The 23,958-nt window shown below is 72.6% G+C and carries 16 protein-coding genes, 1 tRNA gene and 3 pseudogenes; 11 read left to right on the top strand and 9 right to left on the bottom strand.

The window, feature by feature from the left end:
* The first annotated feature begins 3 nt into the window (after positions 1-3).
* The 5 genes from BFF78_RS27485 (at position 4) to BFF78_RS27460 (ending at position 8,319) form a co-directional block, all read left to right on the top strand.
* Positions 4-1,278 (top strand): hypothetical protein, encoded by a 1,275-nt coding sequence (locus tag BFF78_RS27485; RefSeq protein ID WP_069780849.1) that lies wholly within the window; start codon positions 4-6, stop codon positions 1,276-1,278.
* A complete protein-coding gene (locus BFF78_RS27475; protein ID WP_079161505.1) occupies positions 1,275-3,977 on the top strand; it encodes a serine/threonine-protein kinase in 2,703 nt (900 codons plus the stop codon). Before BFF78_RS27485 ends, BFF78_RS27475 begins: the two co-directional genes overlap by 4 nt.
* A 3-nt stretch (positions 3,978-3,980) precedes the next feature.
* Entirely contained in the window at positions 3,981-5,213 is a 1,233-nt protein-coding gene (locus tag BFF78_RS27470; RefSeq protein ID WP_069780846.1) for a PP2C family protein-serine/threonine phosphatase, read from the top strand.
* Positions 5,214-5,293: 80 nt separating this feature from the next.
* A complete protein-coding gene (locus BFF78_RS27465; RefSeq protein WP_069780845.1) occupies positions 5,294-6,634 on the top strand; it encodes a vWA domain-containing protein in 1,341 nt (446 codons plus the stop codon).
* Positions 6,635-6,669: 35 nt separating this feature from the next.
* Positions 6,670-8,319, top strand: a complete 1,650-nt coding sequence (locus BFF78_RS27460; protein WP_069780844.1) for an FHA domain-containing protein — start codon at positions 6,670-6,672, stop codon at positions 8,317-8,319.
* 16 nt (positions 8,320-8,335) lie between these two features.
* Here BFF78_RS27460 and BFF78_RS27455 read toward each other — a convergent pair whose 3' ends face one another.
* Positions 8,336-9,313 carry a methyltransferase domain-containing protein gene (locus BFF78_RS27455; protein ID WP_069780843.1) on the bottom strand — a complete coding sequence of 326 codons (978 nt, stop codon included), beginning with the start codon at positions 9,311-9,313 and terminating at the stop codon, positions 8,336-8,338.
* A gap of 100 nt (positions 9,314-9,413) precedes the next feature.
* Between BFF78_RS27455 and BFF78_RS27450 the strand changes: the two genes are divergently transcribed.
* The 3 genes and pseudogenes from BFF78_RS27450 to BFF78_RS27440 form a co-directional block, all read left to right on the top strand.
* Entirely contained in the window at positions 9,414-9,818 is a 405-nt protein-coding gene (locus BFF78_RS27450; RefSeq protein WP_069780842.1) for a globin, read from the top strand.
* Between the two features lie 131 nt (positions 9,819-9,949).
* Positions 9,950-10,594, top strand: a pseudogene (locus BFF78_RS48425) (ABC transporter permease); the annotation flags it as partial.
* Positions 10,584-11,225, top strand: a pseudogene (locus BFF78_RS27440) (ABC transporter ATP-binding protein); the annotation flags it as partial. The pseudogenes BFF78_RS48425 and BFF78_RS27440, both read left to right, overlap by 11 nt.
* Before the next feature lie 3 nt (positions 11,226-11,228).
* Here BFF78_RS27440 and BFF78_RS27435 read toward each other — a convergent pair.
* The 3 genes from BFF78_RS27435 to ettA are packed head-to-tail and all read right to left on the bottom strand — an operon-like array spanning position 11,229 to position 13,984.
* Positions 11,229-11,906 (bottom strand): DUF8185 domain-containing protein, encoded by a 678-nt coding sequence (locus BFF78_RS27435; RefSeq protein WP_069780840.1) that lies wholly within the window; start codon positions 11,904-11,906, stop codon positions 11,229-11,231.
* Complete coding sequence (locus tag BFF78_RS27430; protein ID WP_069780839.1) at positions 11,903-12,313, bottom strand: acyl-CoA thioesterase; 411 nt, start codon at positions 12,311-12,313, stop codon at positions 11,903-11,905. The genes BFF78_RS27435 and BFF78_RS27430 overlap by 4 nt, the downstream gene beginning before the upstream one ends.
* Before the next feature lie 6 nt (positions 12,314-12,319).
* Positions 12,320-13,984 carry an energy-dependent translational throttle protein EttA gene (gene ettA, locus BFF78_RS27425; RefSeq protein ID WP_069780838.1) on the bottom strand — a complete coding sequence of 555 codons (1,665 nt, stop codon included), beginning with the start codon at positions 13,982-13,984 and terminating at the stop codon, positions 12,320-12,322.
* 186 nt (positions 13,985-14,170) lie between these two features.
* Between ettA and BFF78_RS27420 the strand changes: the two genes are divergently transcribed.
* Positions 14,171-14,419: a hypothetical protein gene (locus BFF78_RS27420; RefSeq protein WP_227025943.1), complete on the top strand. Its 249-nt coding sequence runs from the start codon at positions 14,171-14,173 to the stop codon at positions 14,417-14,419.
* A gap of 13 nt (positions 14,420-14,432) precedes the next feature.
* Here the strand turns inward: BFF78_RS27420 and BFF78_RS27415 are convergent, their stop codons facing one another.
* The 4 genes from BFF78_RS27415 to BFF78_RS27400 form a co-directional block, all read right to left on the bottom strand.
* Complete coding sequence (locus BFF78_RS27415) at positions 14,433-15,845, bottom strand: Cys-Gln thioester bond-forming surface protein (RefSeq protein ID WP_418346692.1); 1,413 nt, start codon at positions 15,843-15,845, stop codon at positions 14,433-14,435.
* Between the two features lie 273 nt (positions 15,846-16,118).
* Positions 16,119-16,595: a single-stranded DNA-binding protein gene (locus BFF78_RS27410; protein ID WP_069780837.1), complete on the bottom strand. Its 477-nt coding sequence runs from the start codon at positions 16,593-16,595 to the stop codon at positions 16,119-16,121.
* A gap of 589 nt (positions 16,596-17,184) precedes the next feature.
* On the bottom strand, positions 17,185-19,890 hold the full coding sequence (locus tag BFF78_RS27405; protein WP_069780836.1) for a GTPase: 2,706 nt from the start codon (positions 19,888-19,890) through the stop codon (positions 17,185-17,187).
* 3 nt (positions 19,891-19,893) lie between these two features.
* Positions 19,894-21,504 carry a dynamin family protein gene (locus BFF78_RS27400; protein WP_069780835.1) on the bottom strand — a complete coding sequence of 537 codons (1,611 nt, stop codon included), beginning with the start codon at positions 21,502-21,504 and terminating at the stop codon, positions 19,894-19,896.
* A gap of 321 nt (positions 21,505-21,825) precedes the next feature.
* On the opposite strand from BFF78_RS27400, the gene BFF78_RS27395 reads away from it, so the two are divergent.
* Positions 21,826-21,898, top strand: a tRNA-Arg gene (locus BFF78_RS27395).
* 181 nt (positions 21,899-22,079) lie between these two features.
* Here BFF78_RS27395 and BFF78_RS27390 read toward each other — a convergent pair.
* Positions 22,080-22,640 carry a site-specific integrase gene (locus BFF78_RS27390; RefSeq protein WP_227026201.1) on the bottom strand — a complete coding sequence of 187 codons (561 nt, stop codon included), beginning with the start codon at positions 22,638-22,640 and terminating at the stop codon, positions 22,080-22,082.
* Positions 22,641-22,651: 11 nt separating this feature from the next.
* Here BFF78_RS27390 and BFF78_RS48420 point away from each other — a divergent pair.
* Positions 22,652-22,771, top strand: a pseudogene (locus BFF78_RS48420) (NUDIX hydrolase); the annotation flags it as partial.
* Positions 22,772-23,958: the final 1,187 nt, after the last annotated feature.

The raw sequence follows: 23,958 nt of genomic DNA, 5'->3' as shown, positions 1-23,958 counted from the left end.
TCGATGGGCGTCACGGACCCCGCCGGGCCGGTGATGGACCGGGACGAGGTGGACCGTGCGCTGGCGCGGCTCGGCCAGGAGCACGAGGCGATCGAGACCTCGCTGCTGGCGTTGCAGGACCACGCGGGCCGCAGACTCCTCGAAGGCGCCGAGCTGACCGGCGTCACCCAAGAGCGCTGGCAGACGACGGAGGCGCAGATCACCCTGCTGTGGGGGTACTTCGACGCCTACGCGGCCGCGCTGCGCTCCGCCCGTGCGATCCGCGCCCGGCGCCGCTGGTCCACCCGCGAGGACCTGGTGGAGCTGACCGAGCTGCTGCGCGGCGAGTCCGTCACCGTGGCCGGGAACGGCACGCTCAGCGAGTCCTTCTCGCTGTCCGGCCTGGTCGACCGGATGAACGAGCTGTACGCGACCAGCCTGGACCTGGTCGTCGCCGCCGACGCGGTGTGGTCGGCGCTGCCCGCCCGGATCGATTTACTCGCCGCGGAACTCCAGCGCACCCGGGGGCTCGCGCACTCCGTCGGCGTACGCCCCGGCGAGCACCCCGCCGGTGACGACCTGGAGCGGATCACGCGCACGCTGACCAAGCTGCGCGAGGACGTCGTCTGCGACCCGCTCGCCTTCTGGGTGCCCACCGAGGGCAGTTCGGCGCCCGGCGGCGGCCGTCCGGACACCACGGTGTACGACCGTGAGGCGCGCGCCCTGGAGGACGTGCGCCGGGAGATCGACGCCGTGCTGACGGTTCGGCAGGACGCGGAGGCGCGGCTGATCCGGCTGCGGGACGTGCTCTCGCGCGCCGACCGCACCCTCGCCGAGGCCCGCACCGCGCGCGGCGAGGTGCTGGCGAAGATCGCGGCGACCGAGGTGCCGGTGGTCAGCGGCCCGCCGACCGTGCTCCAGGAGCAGCTGGCGACGGCGGCCGAGTACCGCAGGCAGGCGCAGTGGCACCGGCTCTCCCCGCTCCTTGAGTCCCTGGAGCAGAAGGCGGAGGACGAACTGCTGCGCGCCCGCGAGTCGTTGACCGCGGTCACCGCGCCCCTCGCGGTCCGCGCCGAGCTGCGCGGCCGGCTGGACGCGTACAAGGCGAAGGTCGCCCGGCACGGACTCGCCGAGGACCCGTTCCTGGTGGAGCGGTACGACGCGGCCCGGCGGATGCTGTGGAGCGCGCCCTGCGACCTGCGGGTGGCCGAACAGGCCGTGCTGCGCTACCAGCAGCTGGCGGCGGAGCTGCTCGGCGGGGCGGGCGCGCCCGAGGACCGTAAGGGGGACCAGTCATGAGTCAGCCGGGACAGACCTGTCAGCGTCCGGACTGCGAGGGGTCGTACGAGGACGTCGGCGGCGGCGAGCTGTACTGCGACACCTGCGGTCTCGCGCCGGTCGTTTCCGCTGGGGGTCCCCCCTCTGGGGGAGGGCTGGTCGGTTCGCCGGCGACCGGGGTGACCAGGGGCGCCGCGGACAGCGGCAGTTCCCGCAGCAGCTCGCGCACGTCCTCGCAGTCGTCGAAGTCGCGCCGCTCGGTGTCCGGGCGGCTCTCGCGGTCCCTGTCGGGCCGTTCCAGCGGGCGTTCGGTGTCGGTGCGCAGCTCGGGTTCCTCGTCGGGGACGTCGACCCGGGGGCGGCTCGGCGCCGGTCTGGTGCACGTGCCGCAGGTGCCGCGGCCCGACCCGCGCGCGATGGTGCTGGACAACCCGGAGGTGCCGGAGCGCAAGCGGTTCTGCTCGCGCTCGGACTGCGGGGCGCCGGTGGGCCGGGCCCGCGGGGAGCGGCCGGGGCGCACGGAGGGCTTCTGCACCAAGTGCGGGCACCCGTACTCCTTCGTGCCCAAGCTGAAGGCCGGGGACGTGGTGCACGGCCAGTACGAGGTCGTGGGCTGTCTCGCGCACGGCGGGCTCGGCTGGATCTACCTCGCCGTGGACCGGGCCGTCTCCGACCGCTGGGTGGTACTCAAGGGCCTGCTGGACACCGGCGACCAGGACGCGATGGCCGCCGCGATCTCCGAGCGGCGCTTCCTCGCGGAGATCGAGCACGCCAACATCGTGCGGATCTACAACTTCGTCGAGCACCTGGACCAGCGCACCGGCTCCCTCGACGGCTACATCGTCATGGAGTACGTCGGCGGCAAGTCCCTGAAGGAGATCGCCAACGCCCGCCGCACGGCACAGGGCCGCCGCGACCCGCTGGCGGTGGAGCAGGCGTGCGCCTACGGCATCGAGGCCCTGGAGGCCCTCGGTCATCTGCACAGCCGTAACCTGCTGTACTGCGACTTCAAGGTCGACAACGCCATCCAGACCGAGGACCAGCTCAAGCTGATCGACATGGGCGCGGTGCGCCGCATGGACGACGACGAGTCGGCGATCTACGGCACGGTCGGCTACCAGGCGCCGGAGGTGGCGGACGCCGGCCCGTCGGTGGCGAGCGACCTGTACACGGTGGGCCGTACGCTCGCGGTGCTCACCTTCGACTTCCAGGGCTACACGAACGTCTACGTCGACTCCCTGCCCGACCCCGAGACCATCGACGTCTTCCGTCGCTACGAGTCCTTCTACCGGCTCCTGGTCCGCGCCACCGACCCCGACCCGGCCCGCCGGTTCGCCTCCGCGCAGGAGATGGCCGAGCAGCTGACGGGCGTGCTGCGCGAGGTGGTCTCCCTGCAGACCGGGCAGGCCAGGCCCGCCCTGTCGACGCTGTTCGGGCCCGAAGTGCGGGTCACGGACCGGGAGTTGTTCCCGCGCCTGGACGAGGATGTGTCCCGGCTGGGGGCGCGGGAGGTGCGCGGCCGGAAGCGGGGCGGCGCCGCAGCGCCGGGGACGATCACCGGGTCTGGAGCCGGTGGGCTCGCTCAGGGGACGGCGGGTCCCGCGACCGGCGCGTCCCTGCCCGGCACGGCGGCCGGGACGGCGGGAACGGCCGGCCCCGCCGCTGGTGCGCTCGCGGCGCGGGCCGCCGGAGCGGGAGCAGGCGCAGGAGCGGGCGCAGGGGCGCCGGCAGGGGCCGCCGGTCCCGCAGCCGGCCTATACGCGTCCGCGCCGCCCGCTCTCGTCAAGCCCGTCGACACCGCGGCCACCGCGCTCGCCCTGCCGGTCCCGCTGGTCGATCCGAACGACCCCAACGCCGGTTTCCTGGCGGGCCTGATGACCTCCGCACCGGCCGAGCTGATCAGCGCCCTGGACGCAGCGCCCACGCGGACCGTGGAGACCCGGCTGCGGCAGGTCCGTGCCCGGCTGGAGAGCGGCGAGCAGCAGGCGGCGCTGATGAGCCTGGCCAAGCTGGACGAGGAGCGGCCCGACGACTGGCGGGTGGTGTGGTACCGGGGCGTGGCCGCCCTGGTCACCGGCGACTTCGAGGGCGCCGCGCTCGCCTTCGACGCGATCTACGACGCCTTCCCCGGCGAGGCCGCGCCGAAGCTGGCGCTCGGTCTGTGCGCCGAGGTGCTGGGCCAGTTGGACAACGCGGCCGAGTACTACCACCTGGTCTGGGCGACCGACCCCAGCTTTGTGAGCGCCGCGTTCGGGCTCGCCCGGGTGCAGCTCGCGGCCGGGAACCGGCACGGTGCCGTACGGACCCTGGAGTCGGTGCCGGAGTCCTCCATCCACTACACGGCCGCCCGGGTCGCCGCCGTCCGGGCGCGGCTCAGACAGCGCACGGCGACCGCCGGTGACGTACCGTTCCTGGACGACCTGACGGCCGCCGCCGGGCAGGTCGAGGCGCTGGACGCGTACGGTCTGGACCCGGCGCGGCGCGAGCAGTTGTCGGCGGAAGTCCTCGGCTCGGCGCTGGACTGGATACTCTCCGGAGGCCAGGGCACCGCGCCCGCCGCCGGCGGACGGGTGCTGCTGGGCAGCGGTCTGGACGAGCGGGGTCTCCGCTTCGGCCTGGAGCGCGCCTACCGCACGCTGGCCCGGCTGGCGACCGGCGGCGAGGAGAGGATCGAACTGGTGGAACGGGCCAACCGTTACCGCCCCCGAACGTGGGTGTAGTTGATGTCGCAGATGCCCCAGCAGGCCGCACTGTCGCAGTGCCCGAGCTGCGCGGAGCCCGTCGAGTCGGGTGACCTCTTCTGCGGAGCGTGCGGGTACGACCTCTCCGTCGTACCCGAGCCGCCGCAGGACCATCCGACGCTCACCATGTCCGGCTCCGGCGGCGCACCGCCGCACGAGAGCGAGGCGGCCGGCACCGAGGGTGCCTGGCGGACCGCCGGATCCGGGGTGCGCTTCGACCGGCCCGCGGAGCCCGAGGAGTACCCGCTGCAGGCGCCCGACCCGCGCGTGGCCGAGACCGTCGCCCTGCCGGAGGAGCCCGCGCAGCTGTGCGTGGCCTGCCGGGCGGGCCGGGTGGACAGCGACGGCTACTGCGAGAACTGCGGGCACGCCCAGCCCCGCGAACGCGACCACGTGGAGCGGGAGTCGGGCCCGGTGGCCGCCGTCAGCGACCGCGGCCTGCGCCACCACCGCAACGAGGACGCCTTCACCGTCGGCCACACCGCGCTGCCCGACGGCACCCCGGCCGCCGTCGCCATCGTCTGCGACGGCGTGTCCTCCGCGACCCGCCCCGACGACGCGTCAACCGCCGCGTCCCAGGCGGCCGGTGACACGCTGCTGACGGCCCTGCCGCGCGGCACGCATCCGCAGACGGCCATGCACGAGGCGATCGTCGCCGCCGCACAGGCGGTCAACGCGCTCGCCGAGGAGCCCGCCACGGCCCGCGAGCACGCCCCGCACCAGAACGCCCCGGCCTGCACCATCGTCGGCGCGGTGGTCGCCGCCGGGCTGCTGGTCGTCGGCTGGGTCGGCGACAGCCGCGTCTACTGGGTGCCGGACGACCGCAGCGCACCGGCGGCCCGGCTGACCGAGGACGACTCCTGGGCCGCGCAGATGGTCGCCGCCGGCCTGATGAGCGAGGCCGAGGCGTACGCCGACGAGCGCGCCCACGCGATCACCGGCTGGCTCGGCGCCGACGCCTACGAACTGGAGCCGCACACCGCGTCCTTCAAGCCGGACCGCTCCGGTGTCGTGGTGGTGTGCACCGACGGCCTGTGGAACTACGCCGAGACGGCCGAGGAGATGTGCGAGGTCGTGCCCGCGGACGCGGCCGAGCGCCCGCTGCACAGCGCCCGGGTGCTGGTCGGCCACGCCCTGGACGGCGGGGGCCACGACAACGTAACAGTGGCCGTCGTACCGTTCCTCGTGCCGCCGCAGGGGGCAGGATCGGCCTGAGGCCGCGGGCCGGAGGGGACCGGTTCGTGCACAGCCATCGCTCTGCTTCAGCGGGGCGGTCAAGGGGGATTTGAGTACGCATGGCCAATTTCGCGAAGTCGTATGTGCCGCAGTTCTCGATGGACGTGTACCAGAACGAGTACCTGCCCGAGGGCGGGCGCGAGGTCAACGCCATCGTCACCGTGACCGCGACCGGCGGCGGCACGGTCGGCAGCGCCGTGGCCCCGGTGTACCCGCAGGGCCGCGGCCCGTCCGCCGCCGTGGCGATCATGGTCGACGCCTCCGGCTCCATGGACTACCCTCCGGCCAAGATGCGGGGCGCCCGGGACGCCACGGCCGCCGCGATCGACGCCCTGCGCGACGGCACGCACTTCGCGGTGATCGGCGGCACGCACGTGGCCAAGGAGGTCTATCCGGGCGGCGGCGGGCTCGCGATCGCCGACGCCACCACCCGCGAACAGGCCAAGCAGGCGCTGCGACGGCTCAGCGCGGGCGGCGGTACGGCCATCGGCACCTGGCTGCGGCTCGCCGACCGGCTGCTGCACTCGGCGGACGTCACCATCCGGCACGGCATCCTGCTCACCGACGGCCGCAACGAACACGAGTCGCCGGAGGACCTCAGGGCGACGCTGGAGGCGTGTGCCGGACGGTTCACCTGTGACGCACGGGGCGTGGGCACCGACTGGGAAGTGAAAGAAGTCACAGGGATCGCCTCCGCGCTGCTCGGCACCGCCGACATCGTCGCCGATCCGGCCGGTCTCGCCGCCGACTTCACGCGGATGATGGAGACGGCGATGGGCAAGGAGGTCGCCGACGTCTCGCTGAGGGTGTGGACACCGGTCGGTACGAGCATCCGCTTCGTCAAGCAAGTGGCGCCCACCGTCGAGGACTTGACCGCGCGACGCGCCGAGGCCGGACCGCGCGCCGGGGACTATCCGACCGGGTCCTGGGGCGACGAGTCCCGCGACTACCACCTGTGCGTGGAGGTCCCGGCGGCCGGCCTCCACCAGGAGATGCTCGCCGCCAGGGTCTCGCTGGTGGTGCCGCAGGCGGACGGATCGGCGCAGAACCTGGGCGCGCAGGGCCTCGTACGGGCCGTGTGGACCGACGACATGACCGCCTCCACCTCGATCAACCCCCAAGTCGCCCACTACACCGGACAGGCCGAACTGGCGCAAGCCATCCAGCAAGGGCTGGATCTTCGCAAAGCGGGCGATTTCGATGGAGCAACCGCCAAACTGGGGCGCGCAGTTCAGCTCGCGAGTGCCTCGGGGAACGCCGATACTGCGAAACTGCTTGCGAAGGTGGTGGACGTGGTCGATGCCGCGACAGGTACTGTGCGGTTGAAGACGAAGGTCGCGGAGGCGGATGAGATGACTCTGGAGACCCGCTCCACAAAGACTGTTCGTGTAAAGAAGTGACCCAGTAGGACATCCGGAGAAGGGGAAGCACCGACATGCCGACCTGCCCGAACGGACACCAGTCGGGTTCCGACGACTGGTGCGAGGTCTGCGGTCACCGCATGGCCGGTGCCGTACCTCCGCCCCCGCCGCCGCCCCCGCCCGCGGGCGGTTACGGCTTCCCGCCGCCCCCCGCCCCGGGCGGTCCCGGCGGCCGGGCCGGCGCCCGCCCGCCGGCCGCGGAGCCGGAGCTGTGCCCGCAGTGCCGTACGCCCCGTGAGGGCGGCGCGCCCTTCTGCGAGGAGTGCCGGTGGAACTTCCTGACCAACACGGCCACCTCGTACACCCCGGCCGCGTCGCGCCCGCCGCAGCCGCGGTTCCAGCCGCCGAGCGCGACCTACGGCGGCAATGACGGGTACGAGTACCAGGGCTCGCGGCCCTCGCAGATGAACCGGCCCGCCGAGCCGATCCCCTCCTTCGGCAGCGAGCCGTCGGGCCCGACGCCGTTCGGCGGCGACCGCGGCCCGTCGGGACCGCCGCCGACCTCGCCCGGGCCGTCGGGCCAGGGTGGTCCGGGCGGCTTCGGTGGCGGCCCGGGGCAGGGTCCGGGTGCCGGTGGCCCGTCCGGTTTCGGGGCCGGCCCCGGTCAGGGTCCCGGCGGTGCCGGCGGTCCGTCCGGCTTCGGTGGCGGTCCCGGTCAGGGGCAAGGCCCCGGTGGTCCGGGCGGTCCCGGTGCTCCGGGCGGCTTCGGCGGCGGCCCGGGGCAGGGTCCCGGTCAGGGGCAGGGCCCCGGCGGTCCCGCCGGTCCGCCTGCCTACGGCCGTGAGCCGTCCGGTCCCGGCGGCCCCTTCGGGCGTGAGCCCTCGGGTCCCGGTGCGCCCGCTCCCCAAGGTCCGCCGCAGGGCGGCCCCGGTGTGCCCGGCCCCTCCGGCTTCGGCGGCGACCCCTCGCGTCCGGTACCGCCGCCGCCCGGGCCGACCCCGGGTGCCGGTCCCGGCGGTGCCCCGCAGGCGTATCAGCAGCAGGGTCCGCCCGCGCCTCCCGCGTTCCCGCGCGAGACCGGCCGGCCCGTCGGCGGTCCGCCCTCCGGCGGTCCCTCCTTCGGTGGCGGTGACGACGACTGGGTGATCTCCCCGCCGTCGTCCGGCGGCCCCGGTGGCGCCCCGGGCGGTGGTCCCGGCGGCGGATACGGCTATCCGCAGCCCGGCGCCACACAGGCCCCGCCCGGCGGCGGATACGGCTATCCGCAGCCCGGCGCCACGCAGGCGCCGCCCGGTGGTCCCGGCTTCCCGCAGCAGCGGGCCACCTGGACGGCGACCATCGGTCCGGACCGCGACTACTTCATGGCGATGATGCAGCGCTCGGGCCCCGAGGCCGCGGGCTTGAACCTGCCCGCGTACTCGCCCGAGCAGCAGCGCACGCTCAGCGGCAACCAGATCACCATCGGCCGCCGCCGGCACTCCACCGGCGACACCCCCGACATCGACCTGGCGGTGCCGCCGGAGGACCCGGGTGTCTCGCATCAGCACGCGGTGCTGGTGCAGCAGCCCGACGGCAGCTGGGCGGTCGTCGACCAGAACTCGACCAACGGCACCACGGTCAACATGTCCGAAGAACCGATCCAGCCGTTCGTGCCGATCCCGTTGCAGGACGGCGACCGGGTGCACGTGGGCGCCTGGACGACGATCACCGTCCGCCGGGCCTGAGCACCGCCGGGGACGGTCACGGCAGGGGCCAGGCGTACGGCCCCTCCGGCTCGTCCAGCCACGCCCAGGCGTGCTCGCCGCCGACCGTGACGCCGTACCGCTCGCGTTCCGGCATGCCCTCGCGCTCCCACAGCGCGTAGGCCTCCAGCGGATCGAGGGTGGCCCGGGTCAGCGCGAGCAGGAAGCGGAACGTCTCCTGGTCGCGGGCCCGGCCCGGCAGCCCGGCGAGCGACACGCCCTCCGGCTCCGGCCTGCCCTCGCCGCGCAGCGGTACGAAGTAGGCGGCCGTGGGCAGGAAACGGCCCTCGCCGTGTGCCGCGTCCCGCACGGTCAGCGCGAGCAGGCCGGTGGCCAGCGGGGTCAGGATCCGGGCGCCGGGGCGGCACTGGGCGAGCCAGGCGCGCGGGACCGTGGGCAGCTCGCAGGTGGCGACGATCCGGTCGAACGGAGCGCGTTCGGGCACCCCGCGCGCGCCGTCACCGGTCGCGACGGCCGGGTGGAATCCGGCCGCCTCCAGGTGCCGGCGGGCCGACTCGGTGATCTCCGGTTCCAGGTCGATGGTGGTGACCAGGTCGTCGTCGCCGAGCCGGAAGGCGAGCAGGGCCGCGTTGTAGCCGGTGCCGGCGCCCACCTCCAGGATCCGGTCGCCGTCCTCGACTTCCAGCGCGACCAGCATCCGTGCCATCAGCGAGGGCTGGCTGCTGGAGGAGACCAGCTCGCCGTCGCGCAGCCGGGTGGCCAGCGGAACGTCCGCGTAGGCGCCGCGCACCCAGCGCTCGCGTGCTCCGGGGTCGGGGCTCTCGCCCCAGCGGCGCTCGTAGCCGCGCGGCCCGCAGACGTAGTAGTACGGCACGAACACATGCCGGGGCACCGCCGCGAACGCCTCCCGCCACACCGGGTCCTGCGCCCAGGCCCCCTCGGCGTCGATCTCCCGCACCAGCGCGGCCCGCGCGGCGGCGGCCAGGGCGTCGGTCTCGGTGTCGTAGGCACCCATGGGTCCACAGTAGGGGCGAGCGGGTCCCCGACGGGGGTGAGCCGAGCCGTGGGGTCCTAAGCCTTGAGTCCTGGGTCACCCGGTCTGAGACGATGGACGCGTGAATGAGATTCGGCGCGGCACGCTTCAGGAGCAGACCTTCTACGAGCAGGTCGGCGGGGAGGAGACCTTCCGCCGGCTCGTCCACCGGTTCTACGAGGGAGTCGCCGAGGACCCGTCCCTGCGGGCGATGTACCCGGAGGAGGACCTGGGCCCGGCCGAGGAGCGGCTGGCACTGTTCCTGATGCAGTACTGGGGCGGACCCACCACCTACAGCGAGAACCGCGGCCACCCCCGGCTGCGCATGCGGCACGCGCCGTTCACCGTGGACCGGGCGGCGCACGACGCCTGGCTGCGGCACATGCGGGTGGCCGTCGAGGAACTCGGGCTGTCCGAGGAGCACGAGACGACGCTGTGGAACTACCTGACGTACGCCGCCGCGTCGATGATCAACACCCCGGACTGACCAACAGCCGTCACTGAACGCCGGATTCCGGTCGCGCATGGCCGGATTCCGGTCACGATCCGGTATAGACCGGTCGACCACCGCTTACCCGGAGCCGGTCCGTTCTGTCAGCATCGCCCGAAGGTCTGGAGCTGACGGACGCACACGGAGGCGGCCGGGTTACGGGGTTCGTCTTCGCACTCGCGCGTGCGCACCGGGCGCTGCTGGGTGCCGCGTTGCTCACCGTGGTGCTCACCACCGCGGTCCTGGCGACCCTCACCGCGTACTCGGCGGCGATCGGCGACGCCGCGCTGCGCCATGTGCCGGCCGATCCGCGGGGCGCCGGCGACACCGCGCTGATCGTCAAGGCGGACGTGCCGCCGGATGGTCGGGCCGCGGCCGACGCCGCCGTACGCGAGGGCGCCCGGAAGACCTTCGACGGCCTGCCGGTGACGCTCAGGACCCTGCGCCGCTCGCGCCCGTACGCGCTCCCCCGCTCGCTGCAGCCGCCCGCCGACCGGTCCGGCGACCCGGACCTGACCTACCTCGCGGCACTGGACCGCACCCGGTTACGGCCGACCACCGGCCGCCTCCCGCGCCGGACCGACGGCACGGTCGAGGTGGCGCTGCCGCAGACCGCCGCCCGGGCGCTGCGGCTGCGGCCCGGCGACCGGCTCACCCTGACCGACCGGCTGGACGGCCCCGCGGTACGGGTGCGGGTCACCGGGCTGTACCGCCCGGTCTCGGTGACGGCGCCGTACTGGCAGCTGAACGACCTCGCGGGCCGTCGGCTTCGTCTGGCAGCAGACCTCCCGCAATCTCCTCCCCTACCTCACCGCCGCCCAGAACGTCGCCCTCCCCCTCCAGCTCTCCGGCACCCGCACCAGCCGCACCCGTCACAGCCGCCGCGCCCGCGCCGAACGCGCCGTAGAATTCCTGGAGTTGCTGCGGGTGGACGACTGCCGCGACCGTCACCCGCGGGAGATGTCCGGCGGTCAGCAGAAGCGCGTCGCGATCGCCGTGGCCCTCGCGAACGACCCGGCGGTGCTGCTCGCCGACGAACCCACCGGCGAACTCGACTCCCGGACGGCCGCGCAGCTCTTCGACGCGTTCCGCACGGCCAACGAGACCCTCGGCACCGCGATCGTCATCGTCACCCACGACCAGGCCGTGGCCGGCGAGGTCCGCCGTACGGTCGCCATCCGTGACGGCCGCACCTCCACCGAGGTGCTGCGGCACAGCGAGATCGACGCGACGACCGGCCATGAGACGGTCGTCGCCCGCGAGTACGCCATGCTGGACCGCGCGGGCCGCCTCCGGTTGCCCGTCGACTACCTGCGTGCCCTGGACATGCGCGACCGGGTGGCCCTGGAACTGGAGTCGGACCACATCGGGGTATGGCCGGACGGCACACGGCCTCCGCAGTGAGGGTCAGCGCACGCTGACGCCGAGGGAGCCGAGCCCGGCCCGCCGTACGGCGACGGACCCGTACGGGGTGCGCAGCCGGAGCCACGCCCCCGAGGAGAACAGCCCGGTGTCGGCCGGATCGGTTCCGGGCCGCAGGAAGCCCAGGGACTGGGCGGCGTGCACGGCCCGCACCGGGAGCCCGGTCCGCCCGATCTCCCGGGACCAGATGTCCCGTCCGATCCGGTCCAGCTCGGCGCGGGTACGGCCGTCCGGCGCCAGCTCCCGCGTACGCGAGCGGAACTCGGTGACCGCCGCGGCGACGGTCGCCCGCAGCGCGTCCGGCGCGGGCAGCCCCGGCTCGGCCCGCCAGCCGCCGCGCGGCGGCAGCACACCGGCCCACGGCGGACCGGTGACCGCGGCCGGTACGGCGGCGGTGGCCGCCCGCTCGTCCACGGACTCCAGGAGCTCACCGGCGGAGACGGTCACGTCGAGGGTGACGTCGAGCCCCTTCTCGTACGGCTTCGCCAGCCGTACCGCGCGGACGGCCAGCACCTCGAACGACGGCGGCCGCCCGAAGACGGCGAGCGCCGTGCCGGCCGCCTGCAGACGCACCGCGGCTCCACGGTCGTAGTGGAGCAGCCGGGAGAGGAAGGCGGCGAGGTCGGCCGCCTCCGTCTCGTCGGCCAGGTGCAGCACCGTCATGCGGCGACGGCCTCCTCGGCGTCGTCCCGGTACTTCTCGAGGAACTCCCGCTCCGCGTCGGTTATCCGGCGCGGGTGCTGTGTCTCGAAGTCGAACGGGACGACCACGGTGGCGGCCTTGACGTAGATCGCGTCCGCGTCCTTCACCTCGTAGGAGACGGTGAAGGACGCGGCCCTGATCTGCGTGACCCACAGCTCGATGTCCACGGGGGTGGGCCGGTGGACGAGCTGGCGCTTGTAGTCGATCTCATGGCGCGCCACCACGGACCCCTGCTTGGACTCCGTGCCCCGCAGGGACAGGAAGTCGATGCGCGCCTCCTCCAGATAGCGGAGGAAGATCGCGTTGTTGACATGTCCGTACGCGTCCATGTCCGACCAGCGCAGCGGGCAGCGGTAGATGTGGCGCAAGACCGATCAGCCCCGGGTCAGCTTCTTGTAGGTGGCGCGGTGCGGACGCGCGGCGTCCGGGCCCAGCCGCTCGATCTTGTTCTTCTCGTACGACTCGAAGTTGCCCTCGAACCAGAACCACTTCGACTCACCCTCGTAGGCGAGGATGTGCGTGGCGACACGGTCGAGGAACCACCGGTCGTGGGAGACGACGACGGCGCAGCCGGGGAACTCCAGCAGCGCGTTCTCCAGGCTGCTGAGGGTCTCGACGTCGAGGTCGTTGGTGGGCTCGTCGAGGAGCAGCAGGTTGCCGCCCTGCTTGAGGGTCAGCGCCAGGTTGAGCCGGTTGCGCTCACCGCCGGAGAGGACACCGGCCGGCTTCTGCTGGTCCGGCCCCTTGAACCCGAAGGCGGACACATACGCGCGGGACGGCATCTCGACCTGCCCGACGTTGATGTAGTCGAGCCCGTCGGACACGACCTCCCAGAGCGTCTTCTTGGGGTCGAGGTTCGCGCGGCTCTGGTCGACGTAGGAGATCTTGACGGTCTCGCCGACCTTGATGTCGCCGGAGTCCGGGGTCTCCAGGCCCTGGATCATCTTGAACAGCGTGGTCTTGCCGGCGCCGTTCGGGCCGATGACACCGACGATGCCGTTGCGCGGGAGGGTGAAGCTCAGCCCGTCGACGAGGACCTTCTCACCGAAGGCCTTGCTGAGCTTGTCGACCTCGACGACGACGTTGCCGAGCCGCGGCCCCGGCGGGATCTGGATCTCCTCGAAGTCCAGCTTCCGCATCTTGTCGGCCTCGGCGGCCATCTCCTCGTACCGGGCGAGACGCGCCTTGGACTTGGCCTGGCGCCCCTTGGCGTTGGAGCGGACCCACTCCAGCTCTTCCTTGAGCCGCTTCTGCCGCTTGGCGTCCTTCTGGCCCTCGACCTTCAGACGGGTCGCCTTGGTCTCCAGGTACTTCGAGTAGTTGCCCTCGTAGCCGTGCAGGCGGCCGCGGTCGACCTCGCAGATCCAGCCGGCGACGTTGTCGAGGAAGTACCGGTCGTGGGTGACGGCCACGACGGTGCCCGGGTACTTGGCGAGGTGCTGCTCCAGCCAGTTCACGGACTCGGCGTCGAGGTGGTTGGTGGGCTCGTCGAGGAGCAGCAGGTCGGGCTGCTCCAGCAGCAGCTTGCAGAGCGCGACGCGGCGCTTCTCACCACCGGAGAGGTTGGTGACGGGCCAGTCGCCGGGCGGGCAGCCCAGCGCGTCCATGGCCTGCTCCAGCTGGGCGTCCAGGTCCCAGGCGCCTGCGTGGTCCAGCTCCTCCTGCAGCTTGCCCATCTCGTCGAGCAGCGCGTCGGAGTAGTCGGTCGCCATCAGCTCGGCGATCTCGTTGAACCGGTCGAGCTTGCCCTTGATCTCGGCGACACCCTCCTGGACGTTCTCCAGGACGGTCTTCTCATCGTTCAGCGGGGGCTCCTGCAACAGGATGCCGACGCTGTAGCCCGGCGACAGGAACGCGTCGCCGTTCGACGGCTGCTCAAGACCAGCCATGATCTTCAGCACGGTCGACTTACCGGCACCGTTCGGGCCGACGACACCGATCTTCGCTCCCGGCAGGAAGCTCAGGGTGACGTCGTCGAGGATCACCTTGTCGCCGTGCGCTTTGCGCGCCTTGCGCATGGTGTAAATGAACTCAGCCAAGAGAAACCGTCCGGCAGCTTGAAATCTGGCAGTGGGCAGATACACCCCATCTTGCCTGAACGCCAGGCCTGGGTGTTAACCCGTTTGATGGGGGGGCTCTGACCTGGGTGTTTGTTGTTGTCGAGGGGTGGCTCGTTCGGCTCTGTGGCAGTTGAGCGCTGAGCAGTGAGGGGCGATCATGAGCCCATGAGTCACGGCTTACGTCGTATCAGCGGACTGGCGGTCATGATCGCGGGCCTCGCGTTGGGCGCGTGGGTGGTTTTCGGGGCTCCGCACGACTGGCATGGTGCCAAGGTCCTCGGGCGGCTGGCGCTCGGCGGACTGGGGGCTGTCGGGATGATCAGCGGTTCGGCAGGGCTGATCTTTCCCGACACGCCCCAGGGCGGGCCCCGCACCTCTCAGGACGGGACCGGCGCCCAGAACGACGAGGCGTGACGGCGGGCCTGGGTCAGTCGCCGGGCTGTTCCCGCTTGCGCAGTACCACCAGCACCGCCCCGCCGATCACCACGAAGCCGATGGCCACGCCTGCGATCAGGGGGGTGATCGCGGAGCCGCCTGTGGTGGCGAGGTTGGTGTCGGGGGCCGTGGTGCCGCCCACCGAGGCGGGGCTGGGTTCGTTGTGGAGCCGGGCTGTCAGGGTCGTGATCGCGCCCTGGGTCTTGCAGTCGAGGACGCCGGTGATGCGGTGGCTGAAGCCGTGGGGGCCGGTGATCGTGAAGTCGTAGGCCTGGTCTTCCTGGAGCGGGACGGTCACCGTGCGGGTGGTGCCCGCGGGGATGGTGTGCTCGGCGCCCATCAGCTCGAAGGTGAAGGGCTGGTCGCCCTTGTTGGCCGCGATGATGTCCACGCCGCCCTTCGCGCAGTTCTTCCGGGCCGAGACCGCCGGTATGGCGCCCTCGGCCGCCCAGGTGGCGGTCGCGGTCGCGGACACCGTGGACTCGCTGGAGCCGGCCAGGATCTGGGTCTGGCTGCGGCTGTCGGAGGCGAAGGCCCGGCCCACCGGCACCGTGGTCGACGCCTGCACGGTCAGCTGGGCCGTACCGTTCGCCGGCTCATCGGGAACGTGGAAGTACAGCCGGGTGCCGTTCTGCGCGGAGCTGATCGCCTTGCCGGTCTTGTCGGTGATCCGCACCCCGCTGGTGGCCGCGTCCGGCGGCGGGCTCACCGTGACGGCTGACGCGTTGGTGTGCACGGTCACCGGGCCGAGCAGGGCCCCCGGCCGGCCGGAGACCGCGGGCGGGTCCAGGGTGAGCGAGGCCTGCGGTTCGCCGAGGTCGCGGGCGGTCTTCTGCAGATAGTTCGCGAGCTTCTCGGCCTGCGGGTCGACGGCGTCGACCTTGGCGTGGTCGGAGTACCGCCAGATCGCCACCTGGGTGCCGGCCGCCGCGTCCTGCTCGGTCAGCGTGCCGGCGCCGGCCCGGCGGGCGAGCGCGGCGAGGTCGTTGACCTGGGGGTAGGAGTTCTGCAGGATCCAACGGATCTTGCCGGCGTCCTTGTTGGTACCCAGCGAGGTCTCGCTCCAGGACGACTCCTGATAGGGGGTGTCGCGCTGGGTGGGGTTGCGGAGGTCGACGCAGTACGTCTGGAGGGTGCCGCCGCCGTCGACGGACATCTCGAACAGGCCCGCCGCCACCCGCTGGTCGCCGCCGTCCTCGTGGATCACTGCCTCGCCGTAGGTCTTCAGACCGTTGAGTGTGGCCGTCGCCCCGCCCTCGGTCTGCGGTGTGCCATCGGTCCCGTCGGCCACGGCCGTACCGGCGCCGGACAGCACACCGGCCGCCACGAGACCGGACACCGTCGTGGTGGCGGCCAGGCGGGCCGCTCCGGCGGAACGGCGGAACCCAGAGAACGCAGCAAGCACAGAATTCCCCTTCGAGCAGGACCCGTTGGACGTGGGGGGACGGTCCCACCAGCAGAATCGGCAGCCCCTAGGGGCACGCCCGGCATCCTATGGATCAGCCGGAGCCTCTCCTGCCGGTCGGATGATCCGATGGGCGATCCGATCCGTAATCGTTATCGCCGGGACCGTCCGTGAGCTGGGCATATCGACAAATCCACCGGTTCGTACGGGGCGTTGGGCCACGGCGGCCCAAGGCGCCCGCCCGGTTTCGGTGCGACCGGTCGATCGCTGATGTCACGTCACCGCTGCTGGCTCCGGGGCCGGTTGGTGCACACCGTCCGGCTGGGGGTCGGCGGGACGCGGTGTCTCCCAGTTCGGCTCCGGCCGGGTCGCTGTCAGGGCGGTTTCCGGTTTGGCCGCGCGCTGGAAGACGGCCGTACCGCGGGAGAGGTCGTGGCCGATCGCCACGGCGTCGATGTCGGCGGAGGCCCACTGCTGCTGCCCGTCGCGCACCTCCGTGCGCACCTTCAGCCGGCCCTGCACGACGACCGGCTGGCCCACCTCCACACACGCGCTCACGTTGACCGCGAGCTGGCGGTTGGCCCACACCGTGAAGAAGTTGGTGTGCCCGTCGGCCCAGGCGCTCTTCTCCCGGTCCCAATAACGCGTGGTCACCGCGAGCCGGAACCGGGCCGACGGGCCCGCCGCCCCCTCCCGGTACACCGGCTGGGTCGCCACGTTGCCCACCACGCAGACGATGGTCTCGTTCATGTCCTCGCTCCCCTCCCCCGCCCGGTCCCTTCCGGCCGGGCGGACGCACGTACGGGTCGTCCCGTACGGCTGTGTCGGTCGTGTGCGTCTGCCGTGCGGGCCCGGACGACCCGCGCCGTACGTGCCCACACGTCCGCCGATCGCGCGCACCGTCCGCCGTCCCTCGGGCGACAGGCGCCGTGCGATCGCCGCGACCTCAGACTGCCTCGGCCCGGCCGGACCCGCTGAGCGCTGTGGACGACCCCTCACCTGTGGAAAACCCCGCCACCCACACGAGTGACCCCGTCCCCCGCCGCCCTGTTCACCCTGGGTGCCCGAGCTCCCGGCAGGCGGCCGTGGAGCCCCGAGAAGCGGCCGAGGGGCCCTAGAAACGACCGTCGAATCCCGAAAAACGGCCGAGAGGCCCCGCGAACGGCCGTCGAATCCCGAGAAACGGCCGAGAGGCCCGAGAGGCGACCGTCAAGTCCCGAAAAACAGCCGAGGGGCCCCGGTACGCCCGAGGCCCCTCGCTCTCACACCACCCGCTCCCCCACTCCGGCTCTCACGCCGCCCGCAACGCGCGCTCTGCCGCCGCCCCTCGCTGCGGCCCTCACTTCACCCCCGCGCCGCTCACCGCGCCGCTCCCCATGACCCGTCCGTACTGCTCCCGCACCTCCCGGTACCGCAGCAGCTCCGCCGCCACCGGGTCGAGGACGCGGGCTCGGCCGCAGCCGGCGGCGGCCTCTCTGAGGCGTCGTTCCGCGTCCTGGCCGTAGCGCCGGGCCGGGCCCCTGGCCGCCATCCGGCAGCCCCACTCGACCAGCGGACCGCCGATGATCCCGCAGAGCATCAGCAGCACCGGAACCCCGAGGTTGGGCGCCATGACTCCGACGATCTGGCCGCCCAGCCACACGCCGCCCACGACCTGGAGCAGGGTCATCGCCGCCTGGACCAGCACCGCCGCCGGCCACCAGCCCGGCCGCGGCGGCCGGCCCGGCGGCAGTCCCGCCCGTGCGGCCAGCTCGTCCAGCGCCTCGGACAGCCCCTGGGACCCGCGTACGGCCGCCTCGCGCACCGCCTGCGCCCACGGCGCGGGCAGCCCTGCCGAGGCCCGCTCGGACACCGTACGGACCGCCTGTTCCACGCGCTGGCGGGCCGTGGCCTCCTCGTCCGGCTGGGTCGTGCGCACCGGGATGCGGCCCGTGGTGGATTCGCCGCGGAACCGGTACCAGCGCCACAGCCGCAGCCAGGGCGTACCGCACGCGCGGCCCGCGTTGCGCAGCCAGGCGCGCTCGGCGGCCTCGCCCGCCGCGACGGCGCCCACCGCGTCCGCGAGCCGTGCGGCGAACTCCTCGCGCGCCTCCTCGCTGAGGCCGGCCCGGCGCCCGGTGGCGTACACCGGCTGCAGATCGGCTCCGGCGGCGTCCACGTCGGCCGACACCCGGCGGGCCGCCGCGCCGCGCTCCGCCACGAACTGGCCGAGCACCTCGCGCAGTTCGTCGACGCCGTCGCCGGTGAGCGCGGACAGCGCGAGCACGGTGGCGCCCGGTTCGCCGTACTCGCCGAGCGCGACGCCGTCCTCGTCGAGCAGTCTGCGCAGGTCGTCCAGAACCTGGTCGGCGGCCTCCGCGGGCAGCCGGTCGATCTGGTTGAGGACGACGAACATGATCTCCGCGTGCCCGGCCATGGGCCGCAGATAGCGCTCGTGCAGCACGGCGTCGGCGTACTTCTCCGGGTCGACGACCCAGATCACCGCGTCGACCAGCTTCAGGATCCGGTCGACCTGCTTGCGGTGCTCCACCGCGGCGGAGTCGTGGTCGGGCAGGTCGACCAGGACCAGCCCGCGCAACTGCGCCTCGCTGTCCGGGTTGTGCGCCGGGCGGCGGCGCAGGCGGCCGGGGATGCCGAGCCGGTCGATGAGGCCGGCCGCACCGTCGCTCCAGCTGCACGCGATGGGCGAGGCGGTGGTCGGGCGTCGTACGCCGGTCTCCGAAATGGCAACGCCGGCAAGGACGTTGAACAGCTGCGACTTGCCGCTGCCGGTCGCACCCGCGATGGCGACGACCGTGTGCTGGCCGGACAGCTTGCGCCGGGCCGACGCCTCGTCCAGCACCCGGCCCGCCTCGGCGAGGGTATGGGTGTCCAGCCGGGTCCGGGACAGCCCGACGAGCTCGCGCAGCGCGTCCAGCCGGGAACGGAGCGGGCCGTCGTACGCCAGGGGGGCGGGGGTCTGCCCGCTGCCCGGGGCCCGGGGCGTGGTCTCCAGCGCGGAGGCACGTTCGGCGGTGCCGGTCTCCGTGACCCGTCGGGCGATCAGCCCGTCGCCCCACGGCGCCTCGGCGGAGGCCGGGTCGCTGTCCTGGGTGGGGGTGGCGCCGAGCGGTACGGCTGCGGGGCTGGCGGAGGCGGGGACGGGGCTGCCGGAAGTGAGGGGGTCCTTGAGATTTTCGAGGCCGACGGAGGGCCGTCGGCGCGGTTGCGGTTGCTGTTGCTGGTACGGCGAACGGGGATGCGGAGGCTGGGCGGCGGGGGCTTCCTTCTCGCGCGCGGGCGCGTGGCGGGGCGCGCCGGGCTCGCGGGCGGCACCCGTTCCGGTCCTGCCGCCGGGTTCCTCGGTCTCGTGGGTTTCTTGCGTTCCGTGAGCCTGCCCAGGTGCGTCCGCCTCCGTGGCCGCGCAGGCGGGCTCCTTGCCTTCGCCGGGGCCTTCGCCGGGCTCCTGAGGTGCGCAGGCCTCCTCGGTCGTACGGCCTTCCCAAGCCCCGTCGGCTTCCGGCGGGGCGTTCTCGTCCCGCACGCGCGCGTGCTGCCCCCGTTCGGTGTCCCCGTCCTGGACGTCACTTTCGTGGTCCAGCACCGAAGCGGGCCGGAGATCCGCTTCGGCCCTCGGCTCGCCCACGCGCGCGTGGCGCCCGTCCCCGCCCTCGTACGAAGCCTCCCCCGCCACATCCCCGGTCACGGCGTCCGTCGCGCCCTCGGCCGAGTCCTCAACGGCGCCGGCAACAGCGGAGGCGACCGGTCCGGCGCCGTCCTCCGCACGGCCCCCGCCCCCGAAGCCGTCGCTGGACTCGCTGCCGCCGAGGCCCTCCGGCCCGGCCCCCGCCTCGCGCTCGCCCGGCTCATGCCCCGGCCCGTGCCCGCGCCCGCGCCCGTGCTCCATGTAACCGCTGCGCTCCCTGCGACCGATGTGCTCGCCGTGGTCCATGTCGCCGGCGTGGTCGGAGTGATCGTCCTTCTGCGCGGACTGGTGATCCACGTGGCCGGATTGACCGACGTGGCCCATATGGTCCGTGTGGTCGTGGTCAGTGACGGCGGTCACCGGTCACCTCTCCTTCTGCAGTACGGACAGCGCGGCGATGAGTTGGGCCTGGGGGTCGGGATGGACCTCCAGGGCGTCGAGCGGGGCGAGGCGCCGCTCGCGTTCGGTGTGCAGGACCCGGTCCACGTGCTCGATGAGCAGCCGTCCGGCCCGGTCACGCAGCCGGAGCGCGCCGTGGGCGCTGATCCGCTCGGCGAGTCCCTCGCCCGCGCTGCGCGCCCGCCGCCCGCCCAGGACGGCGGTGGCCACCAGCGCGGCCACCACCTCGGAGTCGAGTGCCACCGTGCGCTCCAGGTCCCGTACCTCGTCCTCGGCGTATTCCTCCAGCTCGCGCCGCCAGCGCCGTACCGCGAGACCGATGCGGTGCTCGGCGCTCTCCAGGGAGGCGTCGCGGGCGGTGAGCCCGGGGGCAGCGGCGGCGGGTTCGTGACGCCAGGTCTCGTCGATGCGCTCGTCGGCGGCGGTGACGGCGCACAGCAGCAGGGCCGCGAGGCTCTCCACGAGGGCGTCGAGGAGTTCCCCGGCGGTGCAGTCGAGGGGATAGGCGCGCCAGCGTTTGAGGGCGTCACCGGCGAGGACGGCACCGGACTGCAGACGGCCCCGCACGCGCGCGTGCTCGGTGTCGTAGGCGGTGTCCACGGCTGAGGTGAGCCGGAGTCCGGCCGCGTACTGGGCGGCGGCGGCGCCGGCCAGTTCGGGGATGCGCGACTTGAGCGAGTCGAGGAGGCCGTGGGCCGTACGGGCCACGACCTGCTGCCGGGCTGCCGCGTCCTGGGCATGGTGGACGAGCCAGGCCTTCAGGGGCGCGACGGCGGTGGTGGGCAGCAGGCCGGCACCCCAGGCGGACTCGGGCAGCTCGGGCACGGTGAAGCGGGGTACGTCGCCGAGCCCGGCCTTGGCGAGCAGGGCGCCGTACTGCCGGGACACCTCGGAGACGACCTGGTGGGGCACCCGGTCCAGGACGGTGACGAGGGTGGCGTCGTACTCCTTGGCGGTGCGCAGCAGGTGCCAGGGGACGGCGTCGGCGTAACGGGTCGCCGTCGTGACCATGATCCAGACGTCGGCGGCGCAGATGAGCTCCGCGGCCAGGACGCGGTTGTCGGCGACCAGCGAGTCGATGTCGGGCGCGTCGAGGAGGGCGAGCCCGCGCGGGAGGGTTTCGGCGGTCTCGATGCGCAGCACGCGCGCGGAGTCCTCGCGGGCGGGCAGCAGAAGATCGTCCAGGGGGTCCTGCCGGTTCGCCCAGACCCGCGTCAGCTCGGGGAGCACGCGCATGGTGCTGAACCACTGGTGGTCGTCCGGATGACAGACCAGGACCGGCGTCAGGGTCGTGGGCCGTAGCACGCCCGCCTCACTCACGCGCCGTCCGACGAGGGAGTTCACAAGCGTCGACTTGCCCGCGCCGGTGGATCCGCCGATGACCGCCAGCAAGGGCGCCTCGGGCTCGCGCAGGCGGGGTACCAGGTAGTCGTCGAGTTGCGCGAGGAGTTCGTCGCGATTGGCACGCGCGCGTGCTGCCCCTGGCAGGGGCAGCGGAAAGCGTGTGGCGGCGACACGGTCGCGCAGAGCGGAGAGTGTGTCGAGCAGCTGAGGCCGTACGTCCAAGGTCACCACATGCGAAGAATGCCCAATTTTAGGGGAATTCTGAAGCATATAGACATGCCTGCGCGCCGAGAGGACGGAACGGGCGGAAGGAACCATTGGGACACGGGCACAGTCCAGGCATAACGAGTGCACAACACCCGGCGCGTCGGACACCCAAAAGCGGTGCGCAAATGGCACCTGCCTGCGATTATCAGACCGCTTCACTGAACCTCCACATCGAGTCACGGAGGGGAAGCGACAGGGTCAAGGATCCGGGAGCCCTATCCTTGTCCCCGGCAACGTCACGGACCGGCCCGGACCAGGGCACCCGACACGAAGCCACCGCACCAGGCCCCCGTAGCTCAGTGGATAGAGCAGGCGCCTTCTAAGCGCTTGGCCGCAGGTTCGAGTCCTGCCGGGGGCGCACAGCCTCAGCCCTCCCGTCGGGAGGGCTTTTTGCTGGTCAGATGCGGTTTCACGCGACGCAGGTCAGCCCCGGACATCCCCTTGGTGATCAAGGGCGTGGTCCGGGGCTGTCCGGCGGTCACCGGGTTTTCGCGGGTGGCCGTGTCGAATACGTGTCGAAGTTCTCGACCCGAAGAAGATCAGCCAACGTCCGGTTCCTCCGCTTCAGGGAGGTCGCCCGCAGCTTCCAGCCGCCGTTTCAGGTCCGGCAGCTGCCCGTCGACACACCGGGCGTAGGTCGCCAGGAGCACGGCGACGCTGTTCCCGGCCCATTCGGCCACCTGGGCGGGCGGGATGCCGTCGTTGAGCCACTTCGTCAGGCGCGTGTTCCGGTTGTCGTAGACGCGGCGCCCGGTGGGCGACTCGAAGACGTGCGGGGGCAGTACGGCCTTACGCGCGCTGCGCCACGCCCGGCGGATGACGGAACCGGCGAGGATGCCGCCCGACTCGCCCTGGAACAGCAGATCACCCGGCTGAAGCTGTTCGTCCTCGATGTGCTGCCGCAGGATGCGTGTCAGGGCCGGATGCCCCGGCACGGTGCGTGTTTCACCCTCCGCACGACCTTTCAGGTCGCGTTGCTCGTGGATCTCCCCCGTGTCGGTCCACTGCTTTCCGACCTCCGGGGTCGCTGTGTGGATCAGCAACTCGCACCATTGGTCGTCGGCGTCGGGCTCGGGCAGGGTCACGTCCTCCACCCGCATGGCGACGGCTTCCCGACGAGGTCAGCGAGCGCATGGCCGAGGTCTTCGCGGTCAGGCTCCTGGACGCCTTGGACGGCAACGGCCCCCACGTACGCAGCCACGACGGCAAGCGCCTCATCCCAGCGGGATAAAACCTTCTCTCCATCATCAAGGGCCCGCGCGAGGCGCGGGCTGGCCCCTTGGGCCGGCCCCCACACGCCTTCGGCGCAGGGGCCGGCCCCTGGGGCCGCAGCGAGCTACGGCCCTGAGGCGAGACCTGGACGGCAAGGCCACGGTCAGAACAATGCCTCCGGCGGGGGATCGGCCGGCACCGGGATGGAGGGGGCGCCGTTCCCGACTGCGGGTCCGCTGTGGCGTGCGTGGGGTGCTCCCATCCCGTACACCGTCGACCCAGGCAGAGCCGAGCAGACGCGGCCCATGGCGTCCAGGTCGTTCGTACAGTGGCGCGCTCCACCTGGACGCCATGAACCACGCCTGCTCCACGGTGTGTGGGTCGACGGCGTACGGGATGGGAGCTGGGGCGAGTGGTGGGTCAGGGTGGGTGCTCTTAGCTCTCCGTACCGACCGCACCCCTGAAGCATCTGCAAGAACCTGCAGATCAGTGCAATGTGACGCAGATCACTCATTCCGGATTTGCCTTCGCCCTTCGCGCGGTGATTGAGTCTTTCCGTCGCCTCGCGCGGTGGGTCCAACTCCTAAGGAGAGTTGGGCCTTTGTTGCGTTTGGGCCCTTCACTTCTCAAGGGGTGAGGCCCCCGTATCCGCGGTGGGCCTGGTAGGGGCCTGCTCGACAGACCGTGGCGGATCAGCGCGGGCAGGCCCCCTGAGCCGAAGGGCCCACGAATGACCGTACACATGGGGGCAGCGGAGATGGTGATCTTCACCATCGGTTGTTTTGTCGGAAGCCTCACCTTTAAGTACGCCAAGGACCATCACCCGGGCCCGGTGAGGGCGGGTGACCCCGCAGCAGCGATCACGGCGGCGCTCTCAACGATGCTTGCACTAGGCCTGCTACTGGGCGTCGGCGACTCCGGCTCCCAGAGGCAGCCCACCGGAGAAGCCCCGTCGTCGCAGGTATCGATCCCTACGCCCACCGGCACAGCGTCTTCAGGGACGCACTGAGGCGGCGATGCCCGGCAGTCTGTCAAGACCACGTGTGGCGAGTGACATCAGCAACTGACACCAACAAGCGCGAACAGCGGCGGTCGCCGCCGGACCTCGGTGGACGATCGACTGAGGCGCAGGCGTGGTTGGTCGATGTCGACAGTCCCCCGTGATCGACCTGATAAGGATGAGGCCAGTTCGCAAAACCTGAGCCC

This window comes from Streptomyces fodineus, assembly GCF_001735805.1.
GTDB lineage: Bacteria > Actinomycetota > Actinomycetes > Streptomycetales > Streptomycetaceae > Streptomyces > Streptomyces fodineus.
The sequence above is the reverse complement of the archived record's forward strand: the minus strand, read 5'-3'. Positions and strand labels throughout refer to the sequence as shown.